We start from the raw sequence: 24686 nt of genomic DNA on the forward strand, positions 1-24686 counted from the left end.
TTCCTCGGCCGAAAGGGCGGCGACGAGCCCTCATCGCCGCCAACCCGGTGAGTACACCGGCCGGACCGGGACGCCTCCGCGCGCCGAGCCCAGGTCCGTCAGTGCCACCTGCTCCAAGCCGTTGCCCGCGCCGCCGTCGCTGGTCACCGCCAGGGCCAGCGTGTTGCGGCCGTGCGGGTCGAGGATCCCGGTCGGCAGCGCGAACGTGTGCTGCGGACCCACGTCGGCGACGTACTGGCCGACGTTCCAGCCGTTGAGGAAGATCAGCACCCGGTAGTGCCCGCCCGAGCGGGGGCGAGCCGGGTCGCCGAGCGTCAGGCCCACCGACGTGTCCTGCCCGGCGGGCACCCGCAGCGAGAAGGTCGTGCGGTACCACGTCGTCCCCGCCGGAGCCGTCGCCGCGGGCACCGCCGCCGGGGCCCAGCCGCCGTCCGGGAAGCCCGGCAGGGTCCAGCCCGCGCGCTCGCCCGCGAGACCGCCGTTGTTCAGCGGGCCGCGCACCGGGTCCGCCGTCCCGCCCCGGAGCTTCCACGTCACCCCGGTCGGCGACGACGAGATCAGCCCGCGGCCCTCCTTGTGCGCGTCGTTGACGCCGCCGTCCTCGTTGTGGCCGTTGTTGCGCACCATCACCGACAGCACGTGCGGCCCGTCGCCGCGCAGTTCTTCGGGCACCGTGAACGTCGCGGTGCCGGTCGTCGGCGGGGACGCCAGCGCCGACGGCAGGACGTCCTGGCCGAGGTACTGCCCGTCCAGCCACGCCTGCAGCATCCCGGCGCCGCCCCCGCCGTAGCGCAGGGCGACCTGCTCCCCCGGCGAGCCCGTGAACCGGCCGCGGTACCAGACGTCGCCGGTGCCGAAGCCGTAGTCGTCCGCCGTCAGGACCGGTTCGCCGGCCGGTGGCGGGGTCGTGCTGTTCGTCGCCGTCTTGTCCGCGACGGCCCACGCCGAGTCGTCGTAGCCGGGCGCCGACTCCGGCGAACCGGGCGCGGACCGCCAGCCGGTCAGCTCGGGCAGCCCCGGGTCGGCGGGCCCCGGCAACGGCCGGACCGCGACCAGGCTGCCCGACGCCGTCCGCCGCGTCGGCACCACCGCGCCGTTCCACCGGACGACCAGGCTGCGGACGCCCCAGACTTCGAGGTCCCGGGTGCCCTTCGTGTCCCCGGTCAGCGCGCCTCCGGCCTGGGCGGTCCGCACCAGGTCCGGCCCGCGCACGAGCAGACCCGAAGCCAGCCAGAACGTGTCGGCCGTGGCGTCGTCGGCGAGCAGCAGCGTCACGGCCGGGCGGCCGCCGCCGCTGATCCGGACCCGCGCGAGCCCGTCGTGCCGGTAGGCGAGCTTCAGGTCGTTCCCGGACCAGGTCGTCGTGACGTCCCCGGCGAGGACGTCCACGCGCGGTCGCGACGCGTACCGCAGCACCGTCTCGCCGTCCTCGCCCGGCCGGCCGTGCAGCAGCACGGTGCCGGCGGCCTGGGCCATCAGCTCCGACGTCGAGTAGACGAGGTGCTGGCCCGCGACGTCGAAATTCGCCACCAGCTGCTTGGCGTCCTGGCCGGTCAGCCGGAGCGGAACCGTGTAGGAACCGTCCGGTGTGGACAGCGGGAACGTGAAGCTGTCGTCCGTCGTCAGGCTGGACGGCGAGTGCATCGGCACGTACAGGTGCACACCGGTGTCGGGGTTGACGTTGTGGTAGACCTTCACCGCGGCCGACGACGGCGTCACCGGATCCGCGCGGTCCATCTTGGTCACATCCGGGACGGTGGCGAGGAAGTAGCCCAGCTCCTTCATCGTCAGCGCCTTCGGCCGCAGCTGACGGCCCTCGTCGATCGCCGCGCCGTAGTCGTACGACGAATACACGACCGGGGCGGGCAGCCAGCCCCACGACGTGCCGCCGAACGTCATGTAGAAGTTCTGCAGCGTCAGGCCGTTCGCCAGGTTCGTGCCGTAGAAGACGCGCTCGTAGCCCGGCCCCTGCCGCACGGCGGTGCACGGGTACGTGCCGTTGCTGCCCCAGTAGTCGAACCAGCCGCCGCCGAACTCCGCGACGAACCCGGGCGTGTTCGGTGACGCACTCGCACCGCCCTTGGCCCCGCCCGGCCCGTAGGTCCCCCAGTCCGGCGCGGCGTTCGGGCTGCCCGGCGTCGCGTCGGTGCGGCAGGTGCCGCCCGGGTAGCCGTCGAAGGCGTAGAGGTCGACCTTGCCCGGCACGGTTCCGGGCACGCCGGCGTCCTCGGGCACCCAGATCCCGTTGCGGCCCTTGTCGTTGTGGAAGACCGGGACGGTGATGCCGTCCGCTCGCACCTTGTCGTAAAGGTGTGCGGTGTAGTTCCGCTGCGTGGTGCCGGTCGCCGCCAGCTCGTTCTCGATCTGGTAGAGGATGACCGAGCCGCGGCCGTCGGTGTACTGGTGGCGCCCGATGATCCGGTCGATCCGCGACAGCCACTCGTCCGCCGCGGCGAGGTAGTCCGGCGCGTCGCTGCGGGCCCGTCCGGCCTGGGTGCCCAGCCACGCCGGGAACCCGCCGCCGGTGACCTCGGCGTTGATGTACGGGCCGGGCCGCGCGATGACGTACAGCCCGGCTTCGGCGGCGAGGTCGAGCACGCGGTCCATGTCGCGGACGCCGCCGAAGTCGTACACGCCGGGCGCCGGCGAGTGGTAGTTCCAGTCGAAGTAGATCGAGACCGCCGTGTAGCCGGTGGCCTTCATCTTCTGCAGCACGTCACGCCAGAGGTCCGGGCTGGGCAGCCGGAACGGGTGGAACTCGCCGGACCAGACGATCTGGCGGCGGCCGTCCAGCAGGAGCGAGTACTTGTCGAAGGTGACCTGGTGCTTGATCGGTGGCACCGCCGACGCGGGCGCGGCGCACAGCCCCGCCGTGACGAGCAAAGCGAGGACGAAGGCCGAGATGCGGCGCATGGATTACCTTTCAGGCCCGGCTGCGGCCGACGTAGACGTTGCGGGCGCGGTAGTACGTGGGTGACGTCGGTCCCGGCGAGCCGGCCGAGCCCTCCATCTGGAGATTTACGATCAGCCACATCGGCTTGCCGACGAAGTTCGCGCCGCGGTGCTGGCCGACCCACGTGCCGTCGAGGTAGTAGTGGATGTCCACATCGGACGCGTTGACCTTCGCGATCCACGCTCGGTAGCCGTGCCACGCGCCGAGGTTGCTCACGCCGACGATCGTGTTCGACCAGGCGCCGCTCGCGTTCTTGTAGGTGTTGAACCAGTTCCGCGCGTCGCCCTTGAACTCGAGGATGTCGCTCTCCGGCGGCCAGGAAGTCGCGCCGGTCAGCCAGAAGGCGGGCCAGGTGCCGCGGGCCGACGGGGCCTGGAACTCGCCCTTGACCTCCCACTGCGGGAACTGGTCGGACACGGTGATCTGCTGCTTCGCGTGGACCGCGCCGGAGTGGTAGTGGATCGGCAGGTGCGGGTCGCTGGAGCTGGTGCCCTCGTCCGCCGCCAGGCGCGTGGCCTTCAGGACCAGGACACCACCGGACTCGAGGGAGACCTGGCTGTGGTCGGACGCGCTCGCGTACATCCGGGCGGTGCCGTTGTGGTCCGAACCCCACGGGTAGCGGTAGTTCCACGCGGCCTGCAGCGTGCTGTAGCTCGCGAAACTGCCGTCCAGCACGGTTTCCCAGGTGGCCGCGGCCGCGCGGCCGCCGAGCGCGGCGCCGGCCAGCCCGGCCGCGCCGGCGGCGAGGATGCTCCTGCGGGTGTGCGGCATGGTGGGCCTCCCGATCAGTAGACGTAGGGCCAGCCGGCGCTGTCGTAGCCGATGAGGTTGATCCCGAGCTTGCCGGTCAGCGGCGTCGCGTCGGAGTAGTAATAGTGGTAGACCAGCACGTCGGCGTCCGTGTCGTGCAGGACCGCGACGTGGCCCGGGCCGTGGACGTCGCCGTGGCTCGCCAGGATTTGCGTGCCGCCGCCCGCCGTCATGCGGACGCCGTTGCGGTCGGTGTACGGCCCGGTGATCGACGTCGAACGCCCGGCCATCACCCGGTACGTGCTCTTCGTGCCCTGGCAGCACAGGTCCCACGAGACGAACAGGTAGTAGTAGCCACCGTGCTGGACGATGTACGGCGCTTCCGCCGCCGTCGTGCTCCCGGTGCGCTGGGCGATGCTCCGCAGTGCGGTGTCGGACGTGCTGCGCTTGCCGGTGGCCGGGTCGAGCCGGATCATCTTGATCCCGGTCCACCACGAACCGAAGCTCAGCCACCACCGGCCGGACGAGTCGACGAACAGGTTCGGGTCGATCGCGTTGTAGTCGTTGGACGTGCTCGTCTGCACGACGATGCCCTGGTTCGTCCAGCTGCCCGGCAGCCCGGTCGTGCTGGTGGCCAGGAAGATCGCCGAGGTGCGCGAGCCGAACGTCGAAGCCGCGTAGTACAGGTAATACCTGCCGTTGTGGAACGAGATGTCCGGCGCCCACAGGTAACCCGGGTTGGCCGGGTCGGTGAAGGGCGCGGTCCACGGCGCGCCGTTCGGGAAGACGGACCCGATCCTGGTGAAGTGGATCCGGTCGGTCGAGCGCCGGATCTGCAGGTACTGGTCGGTGGAGTAGAGCAGGTAGCTGCCGTCGGCCGCGCGGATCATCGACGGGTCGTGCACCGCCGTGGTGTCGCCGGTGACGTGACCGGGGTTCGGGTAGTCCGCGGCCTGGGCGGCGGGCACGCCCAGCAGGGCGGCGGCCACGGCGAGCACGGCCGGGAGGCGGCGCAGTCTCATGACGAGTCCTCGGTTCGGCGCTGATCCTGGGTTTGTTAACGCTAACAGGAATGGTCCGGTACTTTCGTCGGGTCAGTGGACGGGGTTCCACCCGTCGCTGCCGGCGAGGTAGCGCTGCGCGGTGAACGTCGCCGCCTGGGCCGCGGTCAGCTGCGGCCGGTCGGTTCCGGTGCCCGCGCCCGGCCCGGTGTTGCGGTACTCGAAGAACCGGGCGTCCTTCCACGAAAACCCGGACATGTCCGTCCACGGCGTGGTCTTGATCGCCGCCGGCAGGGCCGTTTCGCGGATGACGACCTGGGCGATGGCTTCGACGTCGCCGCCGGGGTGCCACGGCCGGCCGAGGTAGACGCTCCCGTTCGCCGCCGCGCTGACCACCTTGCTGCCGACGACCAGGAAGCCGTACGGGTTGCTCCGGCGGGTGCTGGCCGCGGTCAGGTAGCCGTTCGGGTTCGAGCCGCGGTCGAGCGCGGTGATCGTCGCCCGGTCGAACACGGCGGTGGCGCGGCCGAAGAGGAAGTCGACGTCGCCGCTGATCGCGCAGTTCCGGTAGTACTGGCGGCCGATCGTCCCGGTCGCCGCGGTGTCGGCGTAGAGCGTGTCCTGGTGGCCGAGGAACGTGACGTTGTCGAAGACCATCCGGTCGCCGGTCGTCTTGACGGCGACGGCCTGGGTCGCGGTGATCTCCGGGTGGGCCTTGCGGTCGAACGAGTTGCGGAAGGTCAGGGCGGTCGCGGTGAAGCCGTTCGCGGCGATCGTCGCGGTCGCGCTGCCCGACGTGCCGTAGGTCGAGCCGTCGGGTTTCTTCGTACCGCTGGCGTTGTCGTAGTCGACGACGACGTCGGCGGCCTTGCCGGTGGTGCCGCGCAAGGTGATCCCGGTCTTGGCCGCGGGAACGGTGAGCACCTCGCGGTAGGTGCCGGGCTTGACCGAGACGGTGCCGCCGGCGGAGACGGCGTCGATGCCGGCCTGGACGGTGGTGTAGTTCCCGGAGCCGTCCTTGGCCACGACGACGTTCGCCGCGGCGGGGGCGGCCAGCGTCGCGCCGGCCAGGATCGAGGCGAGGAGCAGGGTCGTGAACATGGCACCTCCACGGGGGACGCCGGGGGTGCCGGACGGCGGCCGGCACCCCCGGTCGCTTACTGGTAGGTGATGTTGGCGGTGGTGTAGAGGCAGTTCGTCGCGTCCGGCCCGGTGCCGATCTTCGTCGGCTCGCCGCTGGTGACGCCCTTGTACTTCTCGCAGGGCACGATCTTGCGGCTCGAGTCGCCGACGATGACGATCCGGGTCAGCTTCGCGGTGTCACCGTAGTTGGTGTTGATGCCGACGAGCGTCTTGCCGGGCACGGTCGCGGTGACGTTGTCCACGACGACGTTGCGCTTGTACTGCGTCTTGCAATTGCCGCAGGAGCGGTACAGCTTGCCGAAGTCGTTGACCTGGAAGTTCCGGATGTACATCGTGCCGGGGCCGTTGTGCTGGAAGACCTTGTCCGACGCCTTGCGCGCGCCGCCGCCGTCGATGGTCATCGTCTGCGACGCCGACGTGCCCTTGAAGGTCGCGGCGTCCTCGCCGACGTCCTCCCACCACACGTTGAGCAGCGTGCAGGTGCCGAGGCAGTGCACGCCGTCGGCGGCCGGGTTGCCGAGGACGACGTTCTTCAGCGTGGTGCCGTTCGCCAGCTCGAAGAGCGGGCCCTGGTCCTCGTCCTGGCTGCCGGTGCCGAGGTCACCGGTGCCGTAGAACCGCTTGAGGCCGCCGTCGTAAGTGCCACTGGTGACCTTGACGGTCGCACCGACGGCGACGCTGGTGCTGGGGTTCGGCCAGGCCGCGGCTCCGGCGGCGGTCGCGCCGGTACCGACCGCCGCCGAGGCCACGAGGGCGGCGACGACCGCGACCCGGAGCACCCGGGATATCGGGGACATGCTCATCACTCCTTGGTTCTTCCCGTGCGGGAAATGGTCCTCATGAGTGCTGAAAGCGCTTTCTCAGTCTCCGGTCACCGGGATTGGCGTGTCAATGTCACCGGCCGCAGTGACGGCTCTGTCGCCCGGATGGTCGCTCCGGCAGAGCGTTTTCAGAAAACGGGACGGCTCGGCCCCCAGTATCACCCTCCGGCCGGCTCGAGCTGCGCAACCGGGGCGACGTGGGGTGGTTGTTCGAAATGGTCGCCAAGCCGAACGGCGTCAACGGCCCACCGGGCCCGCGACTGCCGGCACGCGCGGCGAGCGGTGTCCTGAATGAGTCATTCAGGTCTTGGGAGGTCCTGAATGACTCATTCAGGACCTCCGGGTCCCCGCCGCCGCGGCCCGTCACCGACCCTGCCCAGCCGAACAGCGTCAGCGGCCCTGCGGACCGGCGCCGGCCAGCACACGCGCCGGCACTTGCCACGTCGGGTCCAGCCGGTCCACCAGCGTCGGCTTCCAGCCCACGTCCGGCCCCAAATCCGGATCGTTCGCCGCGTTGTACTCCGCCAGCAGGTCCACCGGGCGCGGCAAGAGCGCACCGGAAGAAACCAGCGTCCCGGTCGCGTGGACCACCGTTCCCTTCCAATAGTGGACCAGCGCCCCCAACGGCACCGACGCCCGGACCCGGAAGAAGTTGTTCTCGGCGTAGATCCGCGATTCGACCCCGACGCCCAGCGAATACGCGTACGCGGCCGCGTCCCGCACCACGTACAGGTTGTCGTACACGTGCACCTGCCCGTACCGTACCCGCGGCGCGCGCTGCCCGATTTCGGAGAACAGGTTGTGGTGCACCGTGACGCGCAGCTTGCCGACGTCGTACGTGGGCTTGTCGGTGTTGCCGATCAGCATCGTCTTGTCGTGGTCGTGCAGGCGGTTGTCCGACACCGTCACGAGGTCCGAGCCGTTGACGATGTCCAGCAGCCCGTCGTGGACTTCGTACTTCCGCCCGAAGTACGTCGGCTGCGAAGTGTTCCCGCCGTCGCTGAACTCGTTGTGGCTGACCCAGACGTGCGTCGCGCCGACGAGGTCGACGTTGTCGTACTCGGAGTTCCAGTTGCCGTCCGCGCCGTCGAGCGGGTCCCACTGGGGGAAGCAGTCGTGCGCGTCGGAGAACCGCAGGTTCCGCAGGATCACGTTGTCGCCCGCGACGCGCAGCGTCAGCCCGTGCAGGGTGGCGCCGCCGAGGCCGTAGACCGTCGTGTTGGGGCCGACGTCGACCACGACCTGCGCGGCCTGGTTGGCCTGTGACCGCGCCCGTGCCTCCTCGAGGGGTCCCGACGGCTCGACCTTGCCCCAGGTCGCCGGGTCGTAGGCCGCCAGGTACGCCGGGAGGCTGTAGGCCGGATCCGCGAAGTCGTCACAGGTCCGGGGCCGGTCGGCGGCGTCGACGTTGCCCTCGATCGTGCCGCGGACGTAGACGATCTTCGGCGCGCCCGGGTGCGCCGCCAGCGCGGCGACCAGCTCGGAGCGCTTGGACACCACGTGGACGTCACCGGGTGCGGCGGCGGCTCCGCCGGTCGTTCCCGCGCCCCAGCCGTCGTGCGCACCGAGCACCACGCGGCCCGGGTCGTGGCCGCGGGCGTCCGCCGTCCCGGCGGTGAGCGTGAGTCCGAGCAGGGCGAGGCACCCCGCGAAGGCCTTCCAGCGCATGTCGGCTCCTTCTACTCGGCCGCCCGGGCCGCGAGCTCGGCCAGCCGGGCGGGCTCCGGGTCGCCGTCCACGACGACGACGTGGTGGGTCAGCGTCAGCTCCTCGCCCGGTTCGAACAGCCACGGCCGGTGGTAGGTGGCGGCGAAGCTGACCACCGGGAACGGCTCGGCGCGGACGTACCAGGCCGTCGGAAAGCCGCGGTTCGCCGGGCTGTCGGCGAACAGCAGCGTCGAGGTCCGGAGGCTTTCGTCGTGGCGGCCGGTGAACGCGAGCCACGGCGCGCGGTGGCCCATCGCGCCGTCCGCCGTCCGGCCGTCCGACGTCCGGACGGTACCGCCGACGAACGAACGCGGGCCGCGCCAGAACAGCCCGCCGTACCCGGCGGTTTCGCGGCCTTCGGTGACCGGGCTCCCCCAGCGCAGCTCCTGGTTGCTCGTGTTGCGCAGCCGGCTCGACCAGGTGAGGGTCCAGCTGTCCGCCGAGACGTCGCCGAAGCGCAGCGTGCGGTGCTCGGTCAGCCACTGCCGGCCCGACGCGGTGCGCCACGCGAGCTCGTGCCGCAGTTCGCAGTGCGCGGCCGCGCACACCAGGCTCTCCCAGCGCACGTGGCCGACGGTGCCGTTGTTGTCGAGCGGGGTGTACCCGCGGCCGCGCACGTAGGTCCGCCCGCCCCAGAAGTTCTCCCCCGACAGGTGGGCCATGGTGAATTGCAGGCCGTTGTGCCAGGTGTGGTCGTGCGGCCGGACCGCGGTCACGGTCTCGCCCGCCGTGGTCCGCAGCGGGTGCAGGTACGGCTTCGGCGAGTCCCCGGCCGGCGTCGGCGGCGTCACGACGTACTCGGCCAGGACGAGGTCGCCGAGGTGGACGCGCACCGCGCCGTCGTCGTCTTCGGCCAGCTCCAGCGTCCCGTCGCCCACCGCCGCGCGGCTCACGCCCGTTCTCCGGTTTCGGCGAGCAGCTCCGCCACCGGGACCGGCCGACCGGTGGCCAGGGACCGGTTCGCGGCCAGGCCGGTGAGTCCGGCCTGCAGGCCGGACTCGTGGTCGGCGGCGCAGCCCAGCGGGTCCGGTTCGGCGTCGCCGAGCAGCTCGGCGAGCATCCGCTCGTCGCCACCGCCGTGCCCTTCCCCGAGGAGGCCGTCGAACACGACCTCCGGCGGCTCCCAATGCCGTTGCACGGTCAGCCGGGCGCGTCCGGGCTCGGGCACGGGCTCGGCGCCGGCGGCGAACTCGTTCTCCCGGACGTCCAGCTCGAGACGTCCCGAGCTGCCGGAGAACGCGACGCGGTAGCCCTCCCGCGGCGAATACGCGTGAAGGTGGTAGTTCAGCACCACTCCGCCGCGGTACCGCACCAGCACGGACAGGTCGTCTTCGATGGTGACGCCGGGCGCGAACACGTCCTGGTTCCGGACGTAGCCGTCTTCGTGCTCCGCGTCGCGGTAGAGCGCGCGCAGCCGGGGCGAGGCTTCGAGGTCCAGCGCGAACCGGTCGTCGGCGCGCCCGTTCCCGTCGCCGTAGAAGAACAGCCGCCCGAACGCGAACACCGTCTCCGGCCCGCTGCCGAGCCACCAGTTGACCAGGTCGAAGTGGTGCCCGGACTTGTGCACGAGCAGCCCACCGGAGTTCGCCTTGTCCCGGTGCCAGCGGCGGAAGTAGTCGGCGCCGTGCGCGGTGTCGAGCGACCAGCTGAACTCGACCGACCCGACGTCGCCGATCGCGCCCGCCGCCAGCAGCTCCCGCACGCGCCGGTGCACCGGGTTGTACCGGTAGTTGAACGCGACCCGCACCGAACGTCCCGTTTCCCGGCGGGCGGCCAGGATCCGCCGCGCGCCGTCGACGTCGGTGGTCATCGGCTTTTCGGTGACGACGTCGCAGCCCGCGTGCAGCGCCGCGACGACGTAGTCCGCGTGCGTGTGGTCGGGCGTGCACACCACGACGAGGTCGATGCGTTCCTTCGCCAGCATGGCGGTGAAGTCGTCCGGCCGGTAGCCGGGCACCGCCGTGCCGAGCCAGCCGTTGTGGACGCGCATGCGGGTCTCGTTGGTGTCGCAGAAAGCCGCGAGCTCGGCCCGCGGCGAGCCGGCCAGGGCGCGGGCGAACAGCTGGGCCCGCGAGCCCAGTCCGACGATCGCGCAGCGTCGCATCACGTCTCCTCTCGGGCGGGTGTCCAGGGCAGGGCGAGTTCGGAGAAGAGCGCGAGCCGCTCGGCCGCGGTGTCGACCGCCCGGTCGACGCCCGGCACGACGAACCGGCGCTCGGGCCCGGTGCCGACCACCCGGGCCTGCGGCAGGTGCCTCGGTTCCGGCGCGTCGCGGACGGCCTCGACCAGTGCGGTGAACGCGCGGGTGGCGGCCAGCGGGGCGAGCAGCGGCACGCCGTCGCGGAGGTGGCCGACGAGGTTCGCCAGCAGGTCGTCCGGCGGCCCGGCCCGCACCGCCTCGCCGCCGATGTCGACGACGTCGGTCTTGTAGTGCCACCGGATCCGGCCCTCGGTGCCGTGGATCAGCACGTAGGGCTCGTGGTCGGCTTCGGCGGCCAGCGTCGCGGCCGCGACGACGTCCGGTGCGCCGGCGAAGCACAGGCGGGCGCACGCCGTGTCGTCCGCTTCGATATCGCGGGCGCGGTACAGCTCGACGGTGGTCCGCTCGGGCAGCGCCGAGGCCGTTCCGTTGAGCAGCAACGCGGTCGCGACAGCGTGGGCGAACGGGTTCGTCAGGGCGCCGTCCACGACCGCCCGCCCGTCGAGCCGGCGACGGCCCGCCCACGCAGTGCGCGCGAAGTAGCGGTCACGCCGGATCCACGCGCCCGCGGCGGCGATCCCGGTGACCGTCCCGATCGCCCCCCGGTCCAGCGCGGCCCGGATCAGCGGGACCGCCGGCGAGCCGAAGCTCTGGAACCCGACCTGGCAGGCCCGGCCGCGGGCCCGTTCGGTCAGTTCGCCGAACGCCGCCAGGTCGAGCACCGGCGGCTTCTCCACGAGCACGTGGCAGCCCGCGGCGAGCGCGAGGCGGGCCAGGGGCAGGTGCGTGTGCGGCGGGGTGGCGATCACGGCGATGTCCGCCGGCACGCGCGCCAGCAGTTCGGCCGGGTCGTGGGTGAACACCGGAACCAGGTCGCCGTCCGGTGGTTCGCGGACGTCGCACGCCCCGGCCAGCACGATCTCGCCCCGCTCGTGCAGCGCCCGGGCCCGGCGCAGGTGCGTGCGCGCGTAGCCGGCCGTGCCGAAGACGACGACCCTGGGGGTCATCGGCGGCCGCCGGTCGCCACGGCGGCCAGGGCCAGCGGCCCGGCCACCACCAGCGCCAGGATCGGCAGCATCCACACGAGCACCACCGCCGAGCCGGCCGCCCCGGCCAGGAGCAGCGCGTGCCCGGGCGCCGCCGCGGTCTCCCGCGCGGCCGTCACGACCGAGCGTCGCCAGGACGGCTCCCCGCTCGCGACCACCTCGCACGTGCGCACCGCGACGACGGCGACCGCCGCGGCCAGCACCCACAGCACCGGTCGCAGCACGCCCGCTCCCGCCATCGAGCCGGCGATCTCGAGGTCGACCGCGAACAGCACCACCGCGGCCAGGCACCCGAGCGAGAACGGGAGGCCACCGCGAGCGGCCTGCCGGAAGTCGGCCCAGAACGTCGTCCACAACGGACGCGCGATGCCGTGGCGGGACCGGTCGAGCACCCGGCAGCCGGCCGCGAACGCCGGCGCGGCCGTCACCACGGGCACCGACGCGAGCGCGACGAGCAGGCCCGTCAGCAGGCAGTCCGAAAAGTCCTCCAGCCCGGTGCGCCACCGCGTGGTCGGCACGGCCCTCACCCCTTCAAGCCGCTGGTGCTGACGCCTTCGACCAGCAGGCGCTGGAAGGCGAGGAAGAACAGGACGATCGGCACGAGCGCGAGCGCCGACATGGCGAACATCGCGCCGAAGTTCGACTCGCTGCTGGTGTCGACGAACAGCCGCAGGCCCAGCGGGACGGTGAACTTCTCCGTGTCGTTGAGGTACACCATCTGCGTGAAGAAGTCGTTCCACGTCCAGATGAACGTGAAGATCGACGTCGTCACCAGCGCCGGTTTCGACAGCGGCAGCACGACGTGCCAGAACGTCCGGTAGACCGAGCAGCCGTCGATCGTCGCGGCTTCGTCGAGCTCGCGCGGGATCCCGCGCATGAACTGCACGATGAGGAACACGAAGAACGCCTCGGTGGCCAGCAGCTTCGGCAGGATCAGCGGGACGAACGTGTTGACCAGGCCCGCCTGCTGGAAGATCACGTACTGCGGGATGAGCGTGACGTGGTAGGGCAGCATCAGCGTCGTGATCATGAACGCGAACAGCGCGCCGCGGAACCGGAACTTCAGCCGCGCGAAGGCGAACGCGGCCAGCGAGCACGACAGCACGTTCGCGACGACCGACAGCCCGGCGACGAGCACCGAATTGAGGAAGAACCGGCCGAACCCGACGTCGGCCGCACCTTCCCAGCCCTTCGTGTAGCCGTCGAAGACGAACCGCGTGGGCAGCAGCGACAAGCGCGACAGGATTTCGTCCGGTGGCTTGACCGACGCGAACGCCAGCCACACCAAGGGGTACAGCACAACGAGCACGCCGGCCACGCACAGGACGTGCCAGCCCGCCGACCGCGCGGAGCGGGGCAACACGGTCATCGGCGCTCCTCGGCATCGTCGTAGAACACCCACAGCTTCGCCGTGCGGAAGACGATCGCCGTGACGATCGCGATCACCGCCAGCAGCACCCAGGCCATCGCGGACGCGTACCCCATCCGGAAGTCCTGGAAGCCGACCTCGTACAGGTAGAGCGTGTAGAACAGGTCCGCGTCGGCCGGGCCGCCGCGGCCGCCGCCGATCACGAACGCCGGGGTGAACGCCTGGAACGCGTGGATGGCCTCCATCACCAGGTTGAAGAAGATCACCGGCGACAGCATGGGCAGCGTGATGTGGCGGAACCGGCGGAACGCGCCGGCGCCGTCGATCGCGGCCGCCTCGTGCAGCTCCGCCGGGATCTGCTTGAGCCCGGCCAGGAAGATCACCATCGGCGCGCCGAACTGCCAGACGCCGAGCAGCACGATCGAGGCGAGGCTGAACTGCGGGTCGTCCACCCAGCTCGGCGTGTGCCAGCCGAAGAAGGCCAGCACCTCGTTCACCGGACCGCCACCCATGAACAGCGCCCGCCACACCAGCGCCGCCGCGACGCTCGCGCCGAGCAGCGAAGGCGTGTAGAACGCCGCGCGGTAGAAACCGTTCGCGCCGCGGCGGGTGTTGAGCAGCATCGCCACCAGCAGCGACACGGCGAGCTTCAGCGGCACCGAGACCAGGACGTAGATCAGCGTCACCTTCACCGACTGCAGGTAGCGGTCGTCGTCGGTGAACATGTGCGCGAAGTTGCCGAAGCCGACCCAATTCGGCGAGGTGAACAGGTCGTAGTCGGTGAAGGACAGGTAGAGCGAGACGACCATCGGGCCGACGGTCAGCGCCACCGCGCCCAGCAGCCAGGGCGTCAGGAACGCGAACGCCTCCGGCTGGCCCCGGCGGCGGCGCCCGGGCGGCCGGACCCGCGCGGCCACCTCGGTGGTGACCGGCGGGTCCGGGGTGCGCAGGGTCGTCATCGGCTAGCCCAGCGCCTTCTCGGCTTCGGACATGAACCGCGTGACGGCGTCGTCGATGCCCATCCGGCCGAACGCGACCTCTTCGTAGGTGCGCTGGAGGAGCTTCTGGATCGAGCCGGCGCCCTTGGGCGGCACCGTCGGGGCGGGACCGAGCTTCGGCTCGAGCGCGGCTTCGTAGTCGTAGAGCGTCTTGTCGGCGCCCTTCGCGCTCGTCGCCAGCTCGGCGCGGACCTTGAGGTTCGGGGCGAGCCCGCGGTCGGTGCCGACGATCTTGCCGACTTCCGGGTCGTTGACGAGGAAGTCGACGAGTTTCGCGGCCGCCTCCTGCTGCTGGCTGCGCGCGGAGACCGAAAGGAACATCGACGGCCGCCGGTACTGCCCGAGGTCGCCATTGGCGGCGGTCGGGTACGGCGCCACGTTCAGCGGCTTGCCGTTCGCCTTCTGGTAGGCGGGCAGCAGGTTGTCGTAGGCGAACTCGGAGCTCGTCAGCTTCTTGCCGAGCGGGGACTGCTCGGGCGAGGTGTTGTAGGACGCCGTGACGTCGGCCGGGGACGCGCCCTGGGAGTCGCGGAACGTGCTCGCGAGCTGCCAGTACCGGCGCAGGTCGTCGGCGGCGAAACCGAGCTTGCCCTCGGGGGTGTAGAACTGCTTGCCCTGCTGGCGCAGCCAGATCTCCAGGGTGGTGTCGAGGATGCCGAAGTCGGTCGTGCCGCGGGCGCCGCCGGCGGCGCTCACCTTCCGGGTCGCGTCGGCGTACTGGTCCCAGGTGAGGCCCTTCGCCGGGTCCGCGCCCACCGCGGTGAACGCGGCGGGGTCGTAGAGCATCGCCGGGGTGTTCTGCGCCCACGGCACGGCGTACCGCTTGCCCTGGTACACGCCGGTCGCGGCCAGCTCGGGGTTGATGTCGGTCAGCGAGACCGCTTTCCCGGCCCCCTGGTTCAGGTCGGCCAGGACACCCCGGCCGCCGTACTCGGCGAGGTAGCGCGTGTCGACGTTGAGGACGTCCGGCGGCTTCCCGCCCGCCGTCTGCGTCGCGAGCTTCTCCCAGTAGGCGGCGTACGCCGAGAACGACGTCTGCACCTTGATCTTCGGGTTCTTCTGCTGGAACAGCTCGACGGCCTTCTTCGTCAGGTTCGCCCGGCCGTCACTCCCCCACCAGACGAAGGTGATCGTCACGTCCCCGCCGTCGCCGCCGGAGTCCGAGCCGCACGCGGCCACCCCGGTCAGCAGCAGCGGCACCACCGCGGCCAGCGCGACGAGGGTCCGCCGCTGTCTTGTCCGACGCATCGAGCTCTCCGTTCTCAGCCGGTCAGCACTTTCTGAAAACGCTGTCAGCGGGGTCACGGTAGGCAGTGCGGACAACTCGTGTCAACGGGCGAATCGACGCAACAACCCTTGTGCAGCAACGCATGTGACAACTTTCGGGCAGCGTGAGAAAGCGCTTACAGCACCACCGGTCCGGAGTGGGCTGTCAGCGCGAGGAGCACCGGGGCGCGTTACCCGGTGCGTTCCGCGCCCCGGCGGACGGCACTCGCCCACGGGACGCCGATTTCGGAGAACAACGCCAGCCGGTCCGCGGCCACGGCGACCTCCTCGCCGATCCCCCGGACCACCGGGTGCCGGCTCGCCCCCTCCCCCGCCGTGCGGATCCAGCCCGCCGGGATCCGCGCCGGCGACGGCGCGTCCCGCACCGCCTCGACCACCGACGCGAACGCGCGGGTGGCCGGCAGCGGCGCGAGCAGCGGCACCCCGGCCGGGTCGCGGTGGTGGGCGACCAGGTTGCGCAGCAGGTCCACCGGTTCGCCGAGGTGGACGCGCTCGTCGTCCAGCTCGAGCCGGTGGCTCTTGTACCAGAACTTCGCGCGGCCCTTCGTGCCGTGCACCACGACGTAGGGTTCGTGGTCCTGCTCGGCGCACAGCGACGCGGCGACGACGATCTCGGGGCCCCGGGCGAAGCGGATGCGCAGGCACGCCGTGTCGTCGGCTTCGATGTCCCGCGTGCCGTACAGCTCCAGGGCGATCTCCGCCGGGTCGTGCCCGCCGACCCCGCCGACGAGCAGCGCGGTGGCGACCGCGTGCGAGAACGGGTTGGTCAGGGCGCCGTCGACGACCGCCTCGCCGTCCAGCCACCGGCGGCCCGCCCAGGGGTTGCGGCGGTAGTAGGCGTCGGTGCGGATCCACGCCCCGGCCGCGCCGACCCCGGCGACCTCGCCGAGGCTGCCCGCCGCGATCGCCGCCCGCAGCACCGGCAGCGCCGGGGACCCGAAGCTCTGGAAGCCGGTCTGGCACGCGGATCCGTTCTCCGCGGCCAGCCGCGACAGCGTCCGGAACCCGGCGAGGTCGAGCACCGGCGGGGTTTCCAGCAGCAGGTCGCCGCCCGCGCGCAGGACGGCGCCGCCGACCCGGACGTGCGCGTGCGGCGGGGTCGCGACCACGGTGATGTCGGGGCGGCATCGGCGGAGCAGGTCCTCGACACCGACGTGCGCGGTGCCGCCCTCGGGCAGCAGGGCGATCGCGGCGGCCGACGGCACCCGGATGTCGGCCATGCCGGCGAACCGGACGAGGCCTTCGTCGTGCAGGATGCGGGCGCGGTGCAGGTAGCTGAACGCGTAGCCGGACGTGCCGACCACGGCCAGCTTCGGCGGGTCCGCGACGGTGCGGCGCCTGCTCCCCGACATGGGTCTCCGATCGGCGCGGCCGGGCTCGGCCGTGCGGGAACTGACGAATGGGCAGTTCGGGAGAAACTTCCGATGGTCACGGTAGGGCGTTCGCGACAAGCGTGTCAATGTCCGGGACACGCCTTCGAATTCGTCGAAAACCGGGTACTCCGAACGGCGGTCGCCGGTTCGAGTAAGCGCTTACTCGAACCGGCGGAGCCGCTCAGATCCGGCCGGTGCCCGCGCCCGCGGTCACGGTGGCCTTGACCGTGGAAGTCGGCTCCAGCGTGAAGGAATACGGCGCCTGGGTCAGGCTTCCGGTGCGGGTGATCTTGTTCGTGCAGCCGCCGAAGGAGTTGCCCGACTCGTTGAGGTAGCCGTCGACGTCGCTGTCGCCGGTCGTTTCCAGGCACACCTTCGTCGATTCGAAGACGTTGTTCTGCGCGAGGAACTGCGCGTTCATCCGCGAATGGACGGCGGAATCGGTGACCGAGCGGAAATAGTTGTCGTAGGCGTGCCCGGTGCCGAACCGCAGGCTGGGCATCCGCGAGTTGACGTTCTCGAACCAGTTGTGGCTGTAGGTCACGTGCAGCTTGCCGGTGTCCTCGGCAGCGTTGTTGTCGCTGTGCCCGACGAGCGAAACCTTGTAGTGGTCGTGGAACTTGTTCCACGACACCGTGATCCCGTCGGCGGCGTGGCTGATGTCGAGCAGGCCGTCGTAGTAGTCCTTGCCGTGGTCGAGGTCCGACGACAGGTCGTTGTGGTCGATCCACACGCGGGTCGCGCCGCGCTGGATCTGGATCGCGTCGGTGCCGACGGCCTTCGAAATGGCGAGGTTGCGGATGATCACGTTCGACGACTTGTCCACGGCGAGCCCGCCGCCGGTGAAGCCCGACCCGGAGCCGACGCCGAGGATCGTCTTGTTCGACCCGATCTTCACCAGCGTCTTGTTCGCCAGCGTGATCTTCCCGCTCACCCGCACCGTGCGGGCCGTGCCATCGGCGACGGCGCTGGTGAACGCGGACGCCGTCGTGACGGTGACGGTCTCGCCGCCGGCGCCGCCGGTCGTGCCGGCCCCGAAGCCGACCGGGGAGTTCTCGTAGGCGTGCGCGACCCCGGTGGGGACGGCGACGGCCATCGCGGCGGCGACGGCGGCGGTTCCGAAGACGCGCAGGGACTTGCTGGTCATCAGGCACCTCTGAGGGGGTGGGGACCCGCGCCCCGGGAGCGGGGAACACGGCGGAGTCTCCGTTCTACGATTTGCAGCAAAACCCGGTCAACGATTTGCAGGATTTTCAGCGCAAGACCGGCCGAATGGCCCTGCGACGGCCGAATCCCCGCTGCCGCAAGGCGATCCGTTGTTGACAACGCTGCCGCACGTTTCCATGATGTGGCTCGGAGCCTGCCGAGGAGTAGCCGTGAGCGTGACCATTCACGACGTCGCCCGCCGGGCCAACGTGTCGATCTCGACCGTCTCGCGCGCGTTCACCTCCCCGGACCTGGTCCGGCACCAGACCCGCAGCCGGGTGCTGGCCGCGGCGAGCGAGCTCGGCTACCACGCGGCCGGCGCGCCCCAGCCGGTCGCGCGCACCGGGCACATCGGGATCGTGGTGTCGGACCTCGGCAACCCGTTCTTCACCGGCGTGCTCGACGGCGTCCAGGCCCGCGCGCGCCAGGACGACGTCGCCGTGCTGTTCGCCAGCAGCGACCAGGACCCGGCGACCGAGCAGAACCTCGTGCGCCGGATGGCCCGCCAGGTCGACGGCGTGGTGCTGGGCAGCCCGAGCCTGACCGACGACCAGCTGCGCGTGCTCGCCGGCCAGACGACGCTGGTGCTGCTCAACCGCGAGGTGCCGGGGATCCCGTCGATCGTGATGGACGCGGCGGACGGGATGCGCCAGGCGATCGAGCACCTGGCCGCGCTGGGCCACCGCCGGTGCGCCTACCTCGGCGGGCCCCGCACGTCGTGGGCGAACCGCGCCCGCCGCCAGGGTCTCGCGGAGGCGGCCGAGCGGCACGGCACGGAGGTCGTCGAGTTCGGCCCGTTCCCCCCGGTGTTCGAGGGCGGGTTGCAGGGCGCGGACCTGGCGCTGGCCGCGGACGTGACGGCGATCGTGGCCTACAACGACCTGGTCGCCTTCGGAGCCCTCGCGAGGTTGAACGCGCGCGGTGTCCCGGTCCCGGACGAGATCAGCCTGGTCGGGTTCGACGACCTGGTGTTCGCGGCGATCTCGGCACCCCCGCTGACGACGATCGCGATGCCGACGGAGGCGGCGGGCCGCGCGGCGGTCACGATCCTGCTGGACCTGCTGGACGGCCAGGCCGACGGGCGCGCGAACCAGGTGCTCGACACGTACCTGATCGTCCGCGCGACGACGGCTCCGCCGGCTAGCCGGTGAAAACGTGCCGCTCGAGGAACGGGTTGCGGAACTTGCCCGCCGGGTCGAGTTTCCCCGCCAGCGCCCGGAACTCCGCCAGCCGCGGGTAGTCCCCGCCCACCGTGTGGAAGAGCTTTCCCCAGTGCGGCCGGGCCCCGAACGGCGCCAGGCGCTCCTCCAGCAGCGGCAGCACCGCCTCGACGTCGGCCTGTCGCGGCTGCCACGTGAAGTGCAGCGCCACGCGGTCGCCGCCGTGGCAGGGGCTCAGCCACAGGTCGTCGCCCGCGATCGCGCGGATCTCCGACACCAGCAGCACCGGCGCGAGGACCTCGCCGAGCTCGCGGACCGCCCGGACGGCGGCCACGGCGTCGGCGTAGGGCACGAAGTACTCCGACTGCAGCTCGTCCCCGACGCTCGGGGTGAACGCCAGCTGGAAGTGCGGCAGCCGCTCGTGCCACGGGCCCGGCACCCCGAGCTGCGGTGTGCAGTTGCCCGCCGGGATGCCGGCCGCGTGCGCTGGGTGGCGAGGGCCGTCCGCCGGGACCGCGCCGGACAGCTCCGCCCGCGCGGTGAACGCGTCGACGCGGCTCTTGACCCACACCTGATCGATCGTGGCGTTCGCCCAGTTCGTGAACATGCTGACGCTGTAGCCGGCGTCCTCGATCTCGTCGAAGTGCCGGTATGCGGCATCCCAGGGCAGGGCGTCGAAGACGTCCTGCCGGACGTCGAACGCGGGCACGACGTCGAGCGTCAGCCGCGTGACGACGCCGAGCGCGCCCAGGCCGACGACCACCCCGGCGAACTCGGGGTCGGCGCGGGTGAACGTGCGCAGCTCGCCGTCCGAAGTGACCAGCTCGACGGCCGAGACGGCCGCGGCGAGCCCGGGCTGACGGCGGCCGGAGCCGTGGGTGCCGGTCGCGACGCTGCCGGCCACCGTGATGTGCGGCAGCGACGCGAGGTTCGGCAGGGCGAACCCGGCGGCGTGCAGCTGTCCGGCGAAGTCGCCGTAGCGCGCGGAGCCGCCGACGGTCACGCTCCCGTCGTGGATCTCCACGGGGAGGTCGAGCGCGCGCAGGTCGAGCAGGACGCCGCCGGGCGAGTCCGCGATGTCGTTGAAGCAGTGCCGGCTGCCCAGCGCCTTGACGCGCGGCGCGCCGGCGACGGCCGCCCGCACCTCGTCGACCGTGCGCGGGGCCACGACCGCGTCCGCGGTGTAGGCGTGGTTGCCCGCCCAGTTCGACTCGCCCAATTTTCCCTCCACAGTGCCGGATCCCCGCTTTCGACCCTACGCGGCCGCCTCCCGCCAGAAGTCGCGCAGCCACTCCGGGGGCACCGGGTTGTCCTCGCCGACCTGGGTCAGCAGCACCGCGACCGTGCCGGTCGAGGGGACGACGTGGGCGGTCGTGCCGGTGCCGCCGACCCAGCCGTAGCGGCCGGGGACGGTCCACGGTTCGCCGGCGGCGACGTCCACCGCGCCACCCATCCCCCAGCCCTGGCCCTCCAGGAACAGCGCGCCGATCTCGCGCTGGGCCGCGGTGGTGTGGTCGGTGGTCATCGCGCGGACCGCCTCGGGGCTGAGCACGCGCCGGCCGTCCGGGGCGGCCCCGGAAGCCAGCAGCATCCGGCCGAAGGCCACCCAGTCCCCCGCCGTCCCGGCCAGGCCGCCGTTGCCGAGCGGCAACGCCGGCATCGTGCTCCACTGGCCGTCGGCCGGATCCGCCAGGACGAGACCGCCCGCCGTCTTCTTGTAGAACGCCGTGAACCGGTCGCGCCGGTCCGGGCCGACGACGAACCCGGTGTCCGCCATGCCCAGCGGCGCGAAGATCCGCTCCTCGAGCAGCTCCGGCAGCGTCCGGCCGGCCGCGCGGGCGGCGAGCACGCCCTGGATCGTGGAACACGTGTCGTACAGCCACGCCTCGCCCGGCTGGTAGGCGAGCGGCACCTCGGCCAGCCGCGCCAGCCAGACGTCCGGGTCGGGGAAGCTCCGCACTTCGCGGCCGTCGCCCTGCACGGGGAACAGCGCCTGCACCGCCGGGAGCGTGAAGTCCGACGCGAAGCCCCAGCCGGCCTGGCCGGTGAGGACGTCGAACACGGTGATCGGCCGTTTCGCCGGGACCAGGTCGTCGACCGGGCTCGACGGCGTCCGCACCACCTTCGGGTCCGCGAGCTCGGGCAGCCACCGGCCGATCGGGTCGTCGAACGCCAGCGTGCCGTCGTCGACCAGGGTGAGGACGGCGGCCGCGGTGATCGGCTTGGTGATGGAGGCGATCCGGAACAGCGTGTCTTCGGCCATCGGCCGGCTGCCTTCGACGTCGGCCGAGCCGACCGCCACGACCTCGCGGTTTCCGGGCCGGTCGACGACGGCCACCGCACCGGGCAGCGTTCCGGCGTCGACGTGGCGTTGCAGGGTTTCGCGCAGGCTCATGATCCTCCCCAGGGTCTCCTCGCCGCACGATAGTCAGCGGGCCGGGATGATCGCCTGGTGGGCACCGCCCAGACCGTGCGGGCTGAGCAGCCGGCCCATCCGCTTCGGCATCCGCAACGTGATCGCCCGGTCCAGCACCCGGGCTCCCGGAGCGGCCGCCGCCAACCGCCGCTCGAAACCCGTGCAGCCGGCCGGTTCGCGCAGCCACGCCGACACCACCAGGTTGCCCTCCCCCACCACCGCGGCCGAGAGCCGGGTCTCCGGCAGCTGCGCGATCGCCGTGCCCGCGCGGTCCAGGTCGCCGGCCGCGAGGTCGAGGCGGTAGCCCGCGATCACCGGCCAGCCCGCCGGGACGTGCGCGAGGTCGCAGCGGAAGTCGAGCTCGTGGTTGCGCAGCATCCGCGCCAGCGTGCGGCGCACCGCGGACTCGCTCATCCGGCAGTCGCGGGCCAGCTCCGCGTAGCTGCGCCTGCCGTCCTCGCCGAGGGACTCGACCAGCGCGCGCACGTCCCGGTCGTCCCACTGCTGTGGGACGACCAGCCGCGCCTGCACCGCCGTCTCGTCGAGCACCGCCCGCTGCTCCGGGGCCAGCGCGTTCACCAGCCAGCCGCTGCCCTCGCGGTACACGCGCGTCGCGACGGCGAACCGGACCTCGCGCACCCCGGGCAGGGCGCCGATGCGGCCGGTGACCAGCTCGTCCAGCGCGTCCAGGTCGCGGGCGGCCAGCGAGAGGAACAGCGAGAACCGGCTCGTCGTGCGCTCGACGCTGAACACCGAAGGCCACCCGCACAGCTCGCGGGTCAGCTCGGTCAGCGCGTCCGGGCGGCAGGCCAGGTCGACGTAGCCGACCGTGGTCGTCGGAGCGGTCGCGTACGCGGTGAGCCAGGCCAGCCCGGCCGCCTGCAGCCGGTCCCAGCGGCGCGCGGCCGTCGTCGCGTCGGTGCCGACGGCTGCGGCGATCCGCGTCCACGGCGCCCGCGGGTCGCGCTGCAGCGCCTCGACCAGCGCGAGGTCCGACCCGGTCAGCCGCGCCGGTTCCGGCTGGGCCGCCGTGGGAACGGGCATGGCGCATTGTGCCCTGATCATGATCACCTGCCAAGGGGCCGCCGGACGCGCCGGCGGCCCCGGCCACTCCTACTGCCGCCGCAACCGCGGCACCACGACCGCCCCGGCCACCAGCACGAGGACACCGCCGAGCACGAACGGCAGCACCGGCACGTCACCGGGCTCCGCCGCCGGCACCGCGCGTTCGCGGCCGCCGTAGCCGCCGCCCGCGCCGTCGCGGTCGTACGCCGAGCCCGGCAGCTTGTCCGCGTACCGCTGGTGCAGCGCCGCGCGGTAGTCGGCGAGCGCCAGCTTCGTGCCCGCGGCCAGCCCGGTGACCGAGCCGTCCAGCACCGTCACGGCGTCGCCGTGCACCGCGTACCAGGCGTTGACCTGCGGTTCGTGCAGGAGGTACCCGCCGGCCGCGGCCTCGGCGTACTTGCGCTCGTAGTCGCCGGACGCGACGTTCACGACGGTCCAGGCCGCCCCCTGGCGTTCGGCCCAGACCGTCGCCGGGGTGCCGTCGCCGGTCCGCGCGGGCACCGCGACGTAGGCGAGCGCGGCCGGGACGTCCGAGGTGCCGGCGACGAACGCCGCCGTCGGTTCGTAGACCGCGACCTGGGTGCGGGCGTCCGCGGTGGCCCGCGAAGCCGCGGCGGCCGCGTGGGCCCCCGGGAACTTCGTCTCCGCCAGCCGGTCGAGGGTCTGCTTGCCGCCGGTGACCTGCCCGATCGCGGCGCTGTCGGCCGCGGTCGGGGTGCCGGCGGGCCCGGTGGCCGCACCGGCGGCGCCGGCCGTGGCGAGCATCGCGGCGCCGGCCAGCACGGCCGCGCCCATCGCTTTCTTCAGCACGCTCATCCCTCGATCCCGTACAGCGTGTGCGTCCACTGGAACTGGTTGTTCGAGCGGTAGGTGTCGTAGTTCATCGAGTTGTAGCGGCTGTTGTCCGGCCACGGGTCGCCGTATTCGACCCGGGTCGCGCCGCCGGAGTTGTCGTACCCGTAGAGGACGTGCATGTGCCCGCCGCCGGAGCGCCAGCCGATGCGGGTGCCGATCGGCTGTCCCGCGTCGATCTGGTTCTTGATGGTGGTGAAGGAAAGGACCTGCCCGTTCGAGTTGTACGACCCGACGTTCGAAAAGCCCAGCCAGCGGAACACCCGCTGCTGGTCGGACAGGTACCCCTGGTTGTTGGCGCAGTCGCTGCCCGATTCGTTGTGCGCGACCTGGCAGAACCGGGTCTGGGAAAGCGAATGTCCCCAGTAGTCGGCGATCGTGTTGCCGCTGGCGTCCCAGCACCACTGGTCCTTCTGCTGGGCCTGCATGGTGATGCCGAGGTCCGTGCGTGCGGCGGCCGCGGTGGCGGGTGCCTGCAGCGCGACGACGGCGGCCGCGGCCGAGACCGCCGCGAGTCCACGTAGGACTCCTGAAGTGGTTTTCACGAAGTGGTCCTCCAGCCGGTGAGGATTCGACCTGGTGGCGAGGAATACTCCGCGCACGCACGGTGCCGGCGGTACCTACTAAGGGAGGATCACGTTGGGAGGGAACGGTTTCCGGCGGATCCCGGCATTTCCCGGGTGCCGGATTCCGGCATCGGCTCCGGCCCGCCGGACGGATTCCGGCGGGCCGGGCCGCGCGGGTCAGCTCACCGTCGTCGTGCCGAGGGTGGCGTCCTGGTCCGGCGGGTCGAGCGTCAGCGCGACGTCGAACTCGCCGAGCCCGCTGTCGGTGACGACGTGGGTGGTCGCCGCGGCGTCGACGCTGCTGGTCGCCTCCCCGGCCGGGGTGCCGGCGGGGACGGTGAAGTCGACCTGGCCCTGGGCGGTGAACTTCAGGCTGCCTTCGGCGGGGACGGGCGTCTCCGGGATGGGCAGCTCGATCGGGATGGCGACCGACTGGCCGCCGATCGCGACGTTCACCTGGGACTTGATGGAGCCGGAGATCTTCGTGGCGCCGACGAGCCGCAGGCCGTCGCCCGCCGCCTGACCGGCGTCGACGTCAAGGCTGAACGGCACCGAAACCGGCGTGCCCGCCGTGGCGGTCGCGGGGATGTCCGCCTTGACCACGACGGTGACCTGCTGGTCGCCGATCAGCGGGAAGCCGCCTTTGTAGGTGAGCGATTTCTCGGCCGCCGCGGCCGGTACCGCGGAAACCACGGCCAGCGCGCCCGCCAGGAGCGCGGCCAGCCCGATTCCCCGGAACCGCCTTTTCCGCACGAGGGTTTCCGTCATGTCTG

22 protein-coding genes are annotated in these 24686 nt (G+C 72.0%); 1 reads left to right on the top strand and 21 read right to left on the bottom strand.

Going from position 1 to position 24686, the window contains the following annotated elements:
- Nucleotides 1-30 precede the first annotated feature (30 nt).
- From ACIQWX_RS23370 to ACIQWX_RS23440, 15 genes are all read right to left on the bottom strand, one after another.
- Nucleotides 31-2913, bottom strand: a complete 2883-nt coding sequence (locus ACIQWX_RS23370) for a beta-galactosidase (protein ID WP_400874617.1) — start codon at nt 2911-2913, stop codon at nt 31-33.
- Between the two features lie 10 nt (nt 2914-2923).
- On the bottom strand, nt 2924-3724 hold the full coding sequence (locus tag ACIQWX_RS23375) for a family 16 glycosylhydrolase (RefSeq protein WP_400874620.1): 801 nt from the start codon (nt 3722-3724) through the stop codon (nt 2924-2926).
- A gap of 14 nt (nt 3725-3738) precedes the next feature.
- Complete coding sequence (locus tag ACIQWX_RS23380) at nt 3739-4725, bottom strand: arabinan endo-1,5-alpha-L-arabinosidase (RefSeq protein ID WP_400874623.1); 987 nt, start codon at nt 4723-4725, stop codon at nt 3739-3741.
- A gap of 72 nt (nt 4726-4797) precedes the next feature.
- On the bottom strand, nt 4798-5805 hold the full coding sequence (locus ACIQWX_RS23385) for a pectinesterase family protein (protein WP_400874626.1): 1008 nt from the start codon (nt 5803-5805) through the stop codon (nt 4798-4800).
- Nucleotides 5806-5861: 56 nt separating this feature from the next.
- Entirely contained in the window at nt 5862-6635 is a 774-nt protein-coding gene (locus ACIQWX_RS23390; RefSeq protein WP_400875871.1) for a pectate lyase, read from the bottom strand.
- A 423-nt stretch (nt 6636-7058) separates the two neighbouring features.
- A complete protein-coding gene (locus ACIQWX_RS23395) occupies nt 7059-8336 on the bottom strand; it encodes a polysaccharide lyase family 1 protein (RefSeq protein WP_400874629.1) in 1278 nt (425 codons plus the stop codon).
- A gap of 11 nt (nt 8337-8347) precedes the next feature.
- A complete protein-coding gene (locus ACIQWX_RS23400; protein WP_400874632.1) occupies nt 8348-9268 on the bottom strand; it encodes a PmoA family protein in 921 nt (306 codons plus the stop codon).
- Nucleotides 9265-10479: a Gfo/Idh/MocA family protein gene (locus ACIQWX_RS23405; RefSeq protein WP_400874635.1), complete on the bottom strand. Its 1215-nt coding sequence runs from the start codon at nt 10477-10479 to the stop codon at nt 9265-9267. The genes ACIQWX_RS23400 and ACIQWX_RS23405 overlap by 4 nt, the downstream gene beginning before the upstream one ends.
- Nucleotides 10479-11582, bottom strand: a complete 1104-nt coding sequence (locus ACIQWX_RS23410) for a Gfo/Idh/MocA family protein (RefSeq protein ID WP_400874638.1) — start codon at nt 11580-11582, stop codon at nt 10479-10481. Before ACIQWX_RS23410 ends, ACIQWX_RS23405 begins: the two co-directional genes overlap by 1 nt.
- Complete coding sequence (locus ACIQWX_RS23415; protein ID WP_400874641.1) at nt 11579-12139, bottom strand: hypothetical protein; 561 nt, start codon at nt 12137-12139, stop codon at nt 11579-11581. Before ACIQWX_RS23415 ends, ACIQWX_RS23410 begins: the two co-directional genes overlap by 4 nt.
- 5 nt (nt 12140-12144) lie before the next feature.
- Nucleotides 12145-12990, bottom strand: coding sequence for a carbohydrate ABC transporter permease (locus tag ACIQWX_RS23420; RefSeq protein WP_400874644.1), 846 nt, complete (start codon nt 12988-12990; stop codon nt 12145-12147).
- Entirely contained in the window at nt 12987-13949 is a 963-nt protein-coding gene (locus ACIQWX_RS23425) for a carbohydrate ABC transporter permease (RefSeq protein ID WP_400874647.1), read from the bottom strand. The genes ACIQWX_RS23420 and ACIQWX_RS23425 overlap by 4 nt, the downstream gene beginning before the upstream one ends.
- A 3-nt stretch (nt 13950-13952) precedes the next feature.
- A complete protein-coding gene (locus ACIQWX_RS23430; RefSeq protein WP_400874650.1) occupies nt 13953-15236 on the bottom strand; it encodes an ABC transporter substrate-binding protein in 1284 nt (427 codons plus the stop codon).
- A gap of 209 nt (nt 15237-15445) precedes the next feature.
- Entirely contained in the window at nt 15446-16627 is a 1182-nt protein-coding gene (locus ACIQWX_RS23435; protein ID WP_400874653.1) for a Gfo/Idh/MocA family protein, read from the bottom strand.
- Between the two features lie 202 nt (nt 16628-16829).
- A complete protein-coding gene (locus ACIQWX_RS23440) occupies nt 16830-17795 on the bottom strand; it encodes a polysaccharide lyase family 1 protein (protein ID WP_400874656.1) in 966 nt (321 codons plus the stop codon).
- 229 nt (nt 17796-18024) lie between these two features.
- Here ACIQWX_RS23440 and ACIQWX_RS23445 point away from each other — a divergent pair, with 229 nt between their 5' ends.
- Nucleotides 18025-19005, top strand: coding sequence for a LacI family DNA-binding transcriptional regulator (locus ACIQWX_RS23445; RefSeq protein ID WP_400874659.1), 981 nt, complete (start codon nt 18025-18027; stop codon nt 19003-19005).
- Here ACIQWX_RS23445 and ACIQWX_RS23450 read toward each other — a convergent pair.
- From ACIQWX_RS23450 to ACIQWX_RS23475, 6 genes are all read right to left on the bottom strand, one after another.
- Nucleotides 18995-20233 carry an FAD-binding protein gene (locus ACIQWX_RS23450; protein ID WP_400874662.1) on the bottom strand — a complete coding sequence of 413 codons (1239 nt, stop codon included), beginning with the start codon at nt 20231-20233 and terminating at the stop codon, nt 18995-18997. The genes ACIQWX_RS23445 and ACIQWX_RS23450 overlap by 11 nt on opposite strands.
- Nucleotides 20234-20269: 36 nt before the next feature.
- A complete protein-coding gene (locus ACIQWX_RS23455; protein WP_400874665.1) occupies nt 20270-21409 on the bottom strand; it encodes a serine hydrolase domain-containing protein in 1140 nt (379 codons plus the stop codon).
- A 33-nt stretch (nt 21410-21442) separates the two neighbouring features.
- On the bottom strand, nt 21443-22474 hold the full coding sequence (locus ACIQWX_RS23460) for an Lrp/AsnC family transcriptional regulator (protein ID WP_400874668.1): 1032 nt from the start codon (nt 22472-22474) through the stop codon (nt 21443-21445).
- A 69-nt stretch (nt 22475-22543) separates the two neighbouring features.
- Nucleotides 22544-23311 (bottom strand): hypothetical protein, encoded by a 768-nt coding sequence (locus ACIQWX_RS23465; RefSeq protein ID WP_400874670.1) that lies wholly within the window; start codon nt 23309-23311, stop codon nt 22544-22546.
- On the bottom strand, nt 23308-23892 hold the full coding sequence (locus ACIQWX_RS23470; protein WP_400874673.1) for a papain-like cysteine protease family protein: 585 nt from the start codon (nt 23890-23892) through the stop codon (nt 23308-23310). The genes ACIQWX_RS23465 and ACIQWX_RS23470 overlap by 4 nt, the downstream gene beginning before the upstream one ends.
- 198 nt (nt 23893-24090) lie before the next feature.
- Entirely contained in the window at nt 24091-24681 is a 591-nt protein-coding gene (locus ACIQWX_RS23475) for a DUF6801 domain-containing protein (RefSeq protein ID WP_400874676.1), read from the bottom strand.
- Nucleotides 24682-24686: the final 5 nt, after the last annotated feature.

It is taken from the genome of Amycolatopsis sp. NPDC098790, assembly GCF_044759945.1.
GTDB lineage: Bacteria > Actinomycetota > Actinomycetes > Mycobacteriales > Pseudonocardiaceae > Amycolatopsis.

What these genes read in the sequence shown, in the direction of transcription:
- ACIQWX_RS23370 (WP_400874617.1), bottom strand. Translation starts at nt 2,913, where the DNA reads ATGCGCCGCATCTCGGCCTTCGTCCTCGCTTTGCTCGTCACGGCGGGG.
- ACIQWX_RS23375 (WP_400874620.1), bottom strand. Translation starts at nt 3,724, where the DNA reads ATGCCGCACACCCGCAGGAGCATCCTCGCCGCCGGCGCGGCCGGGCTG.
- ACIQWX_RS23380 (WP_400874623.1), bottom strand. Translation starts at nt 4,725, where the DNA reads ATGAGACTGCGCCGCCTCCCGGCCGTGCTCGCCGTGGCCGCCGCCCTG.
- ACIQWX_RS23385 (WP_400874626.1), bottom strand. Translation starts at nt 5,805, where the DNA reads ATGTTCACGACCCTGCTCCTCGCCTCGATCCTGGCCGGCGCGACGCTG.
- ACIQWX_RS23395 (WP_400874629.1), bottom strand. Translation starts at nt 8,336, where the DNA reads ATGCGCTGGAAGGCCTTCGCGGGGTGCCTCGCCCTGCTCGGACTCACG.
- ACIQWX_RS23405 (WP_400874635.1), bottom strand. Translation starts at nt 10,479, where the DNA reads ATGCGACGCTGCGCGATCGTCGGACTGGGCTCGCGGGCCCAGCTGTTC.
- ACIQWX_RS23410 (WP_400874638.1), bottom strand. Translation starts at nt 11,582, where the DNA reads ATGACCCCCAGGGTCGTCGTCTTCGGCACGGCCGGCTACGCGCGCACG.
- ACIQWX_RS23420 (WP_400874644.1), bottom strand. Translation starts at nt 12,990, where the DNA reads ATGACCGTGTTGCCCCGCTCCGCGCGGTCGGCGGGCTGGCACGTCCTG.
- ACIQWX_RS23425 (WP_400874647.1), bottom strand. Translation starts at nt 13,949, where the DNA reads ATGACGACCCTGCGCACCCCGGACCCGCCGGTCACCACCGAGGTGGCC.
- ACIQWX_RS23430 (WP_400874650.1), bottom strand. Translation starts at nt 15,236, where the DNA reads ATGCGTCGGACAAGACAGCGGCGGACCCTCGTCGCGCTGGCCGCGGTG.
- ACIQWX_RS23435 (WP_400874653.1), bottom strand. Translation starts at nt 16,627, where the DNA reads ATGTCGGGGAGCAGGCGCCGCACCGTCGCGGACCCGCCGAAGCTGGCC.
- ACIQWX_RS23440 (WP_400874656.1), bottom strand. Translation starts at nt 17,795, where the DNA reads ATGACCAGCAAGTCCCTGCGCGTCTTCGGAACCGCCGCCGTCGCCGCC.
- ACIQWX_RS23455 (WP_400874665.1), bottom strand. Translation starts at nt 21,409, where the DNA reads ATGAGCCTGCGCGAAACCCTGCAACGCCACGTCGACGCCGGAACGCTG.
- ACIQWX_RS23460 (WP_400874668.1), bottom strand. Translation starts at nt 22,474, where the DNA reads ATGCCCGTTCCCACGGCGGCCCAGCCGGAACCGGCGCGGCTGACCGGG.
- ACIQWX_RS23465 (WP_400874670.1), bottom strand. Translation starts at nt 23,311, where the DNA reads ATGAGCGTGCTGAAGAAAGCGATGGGCGCGGCCGTGCTGGCCGGCGCC.
- ACIQWX_RS23475 (WP_400874676.1), bottom strand. Translation starts at nt 24,681, where the DNA reads ATGACGGAAACCCTCGTGCGGAAAAGGCGGTTCCGGGGAATCGGGCTG.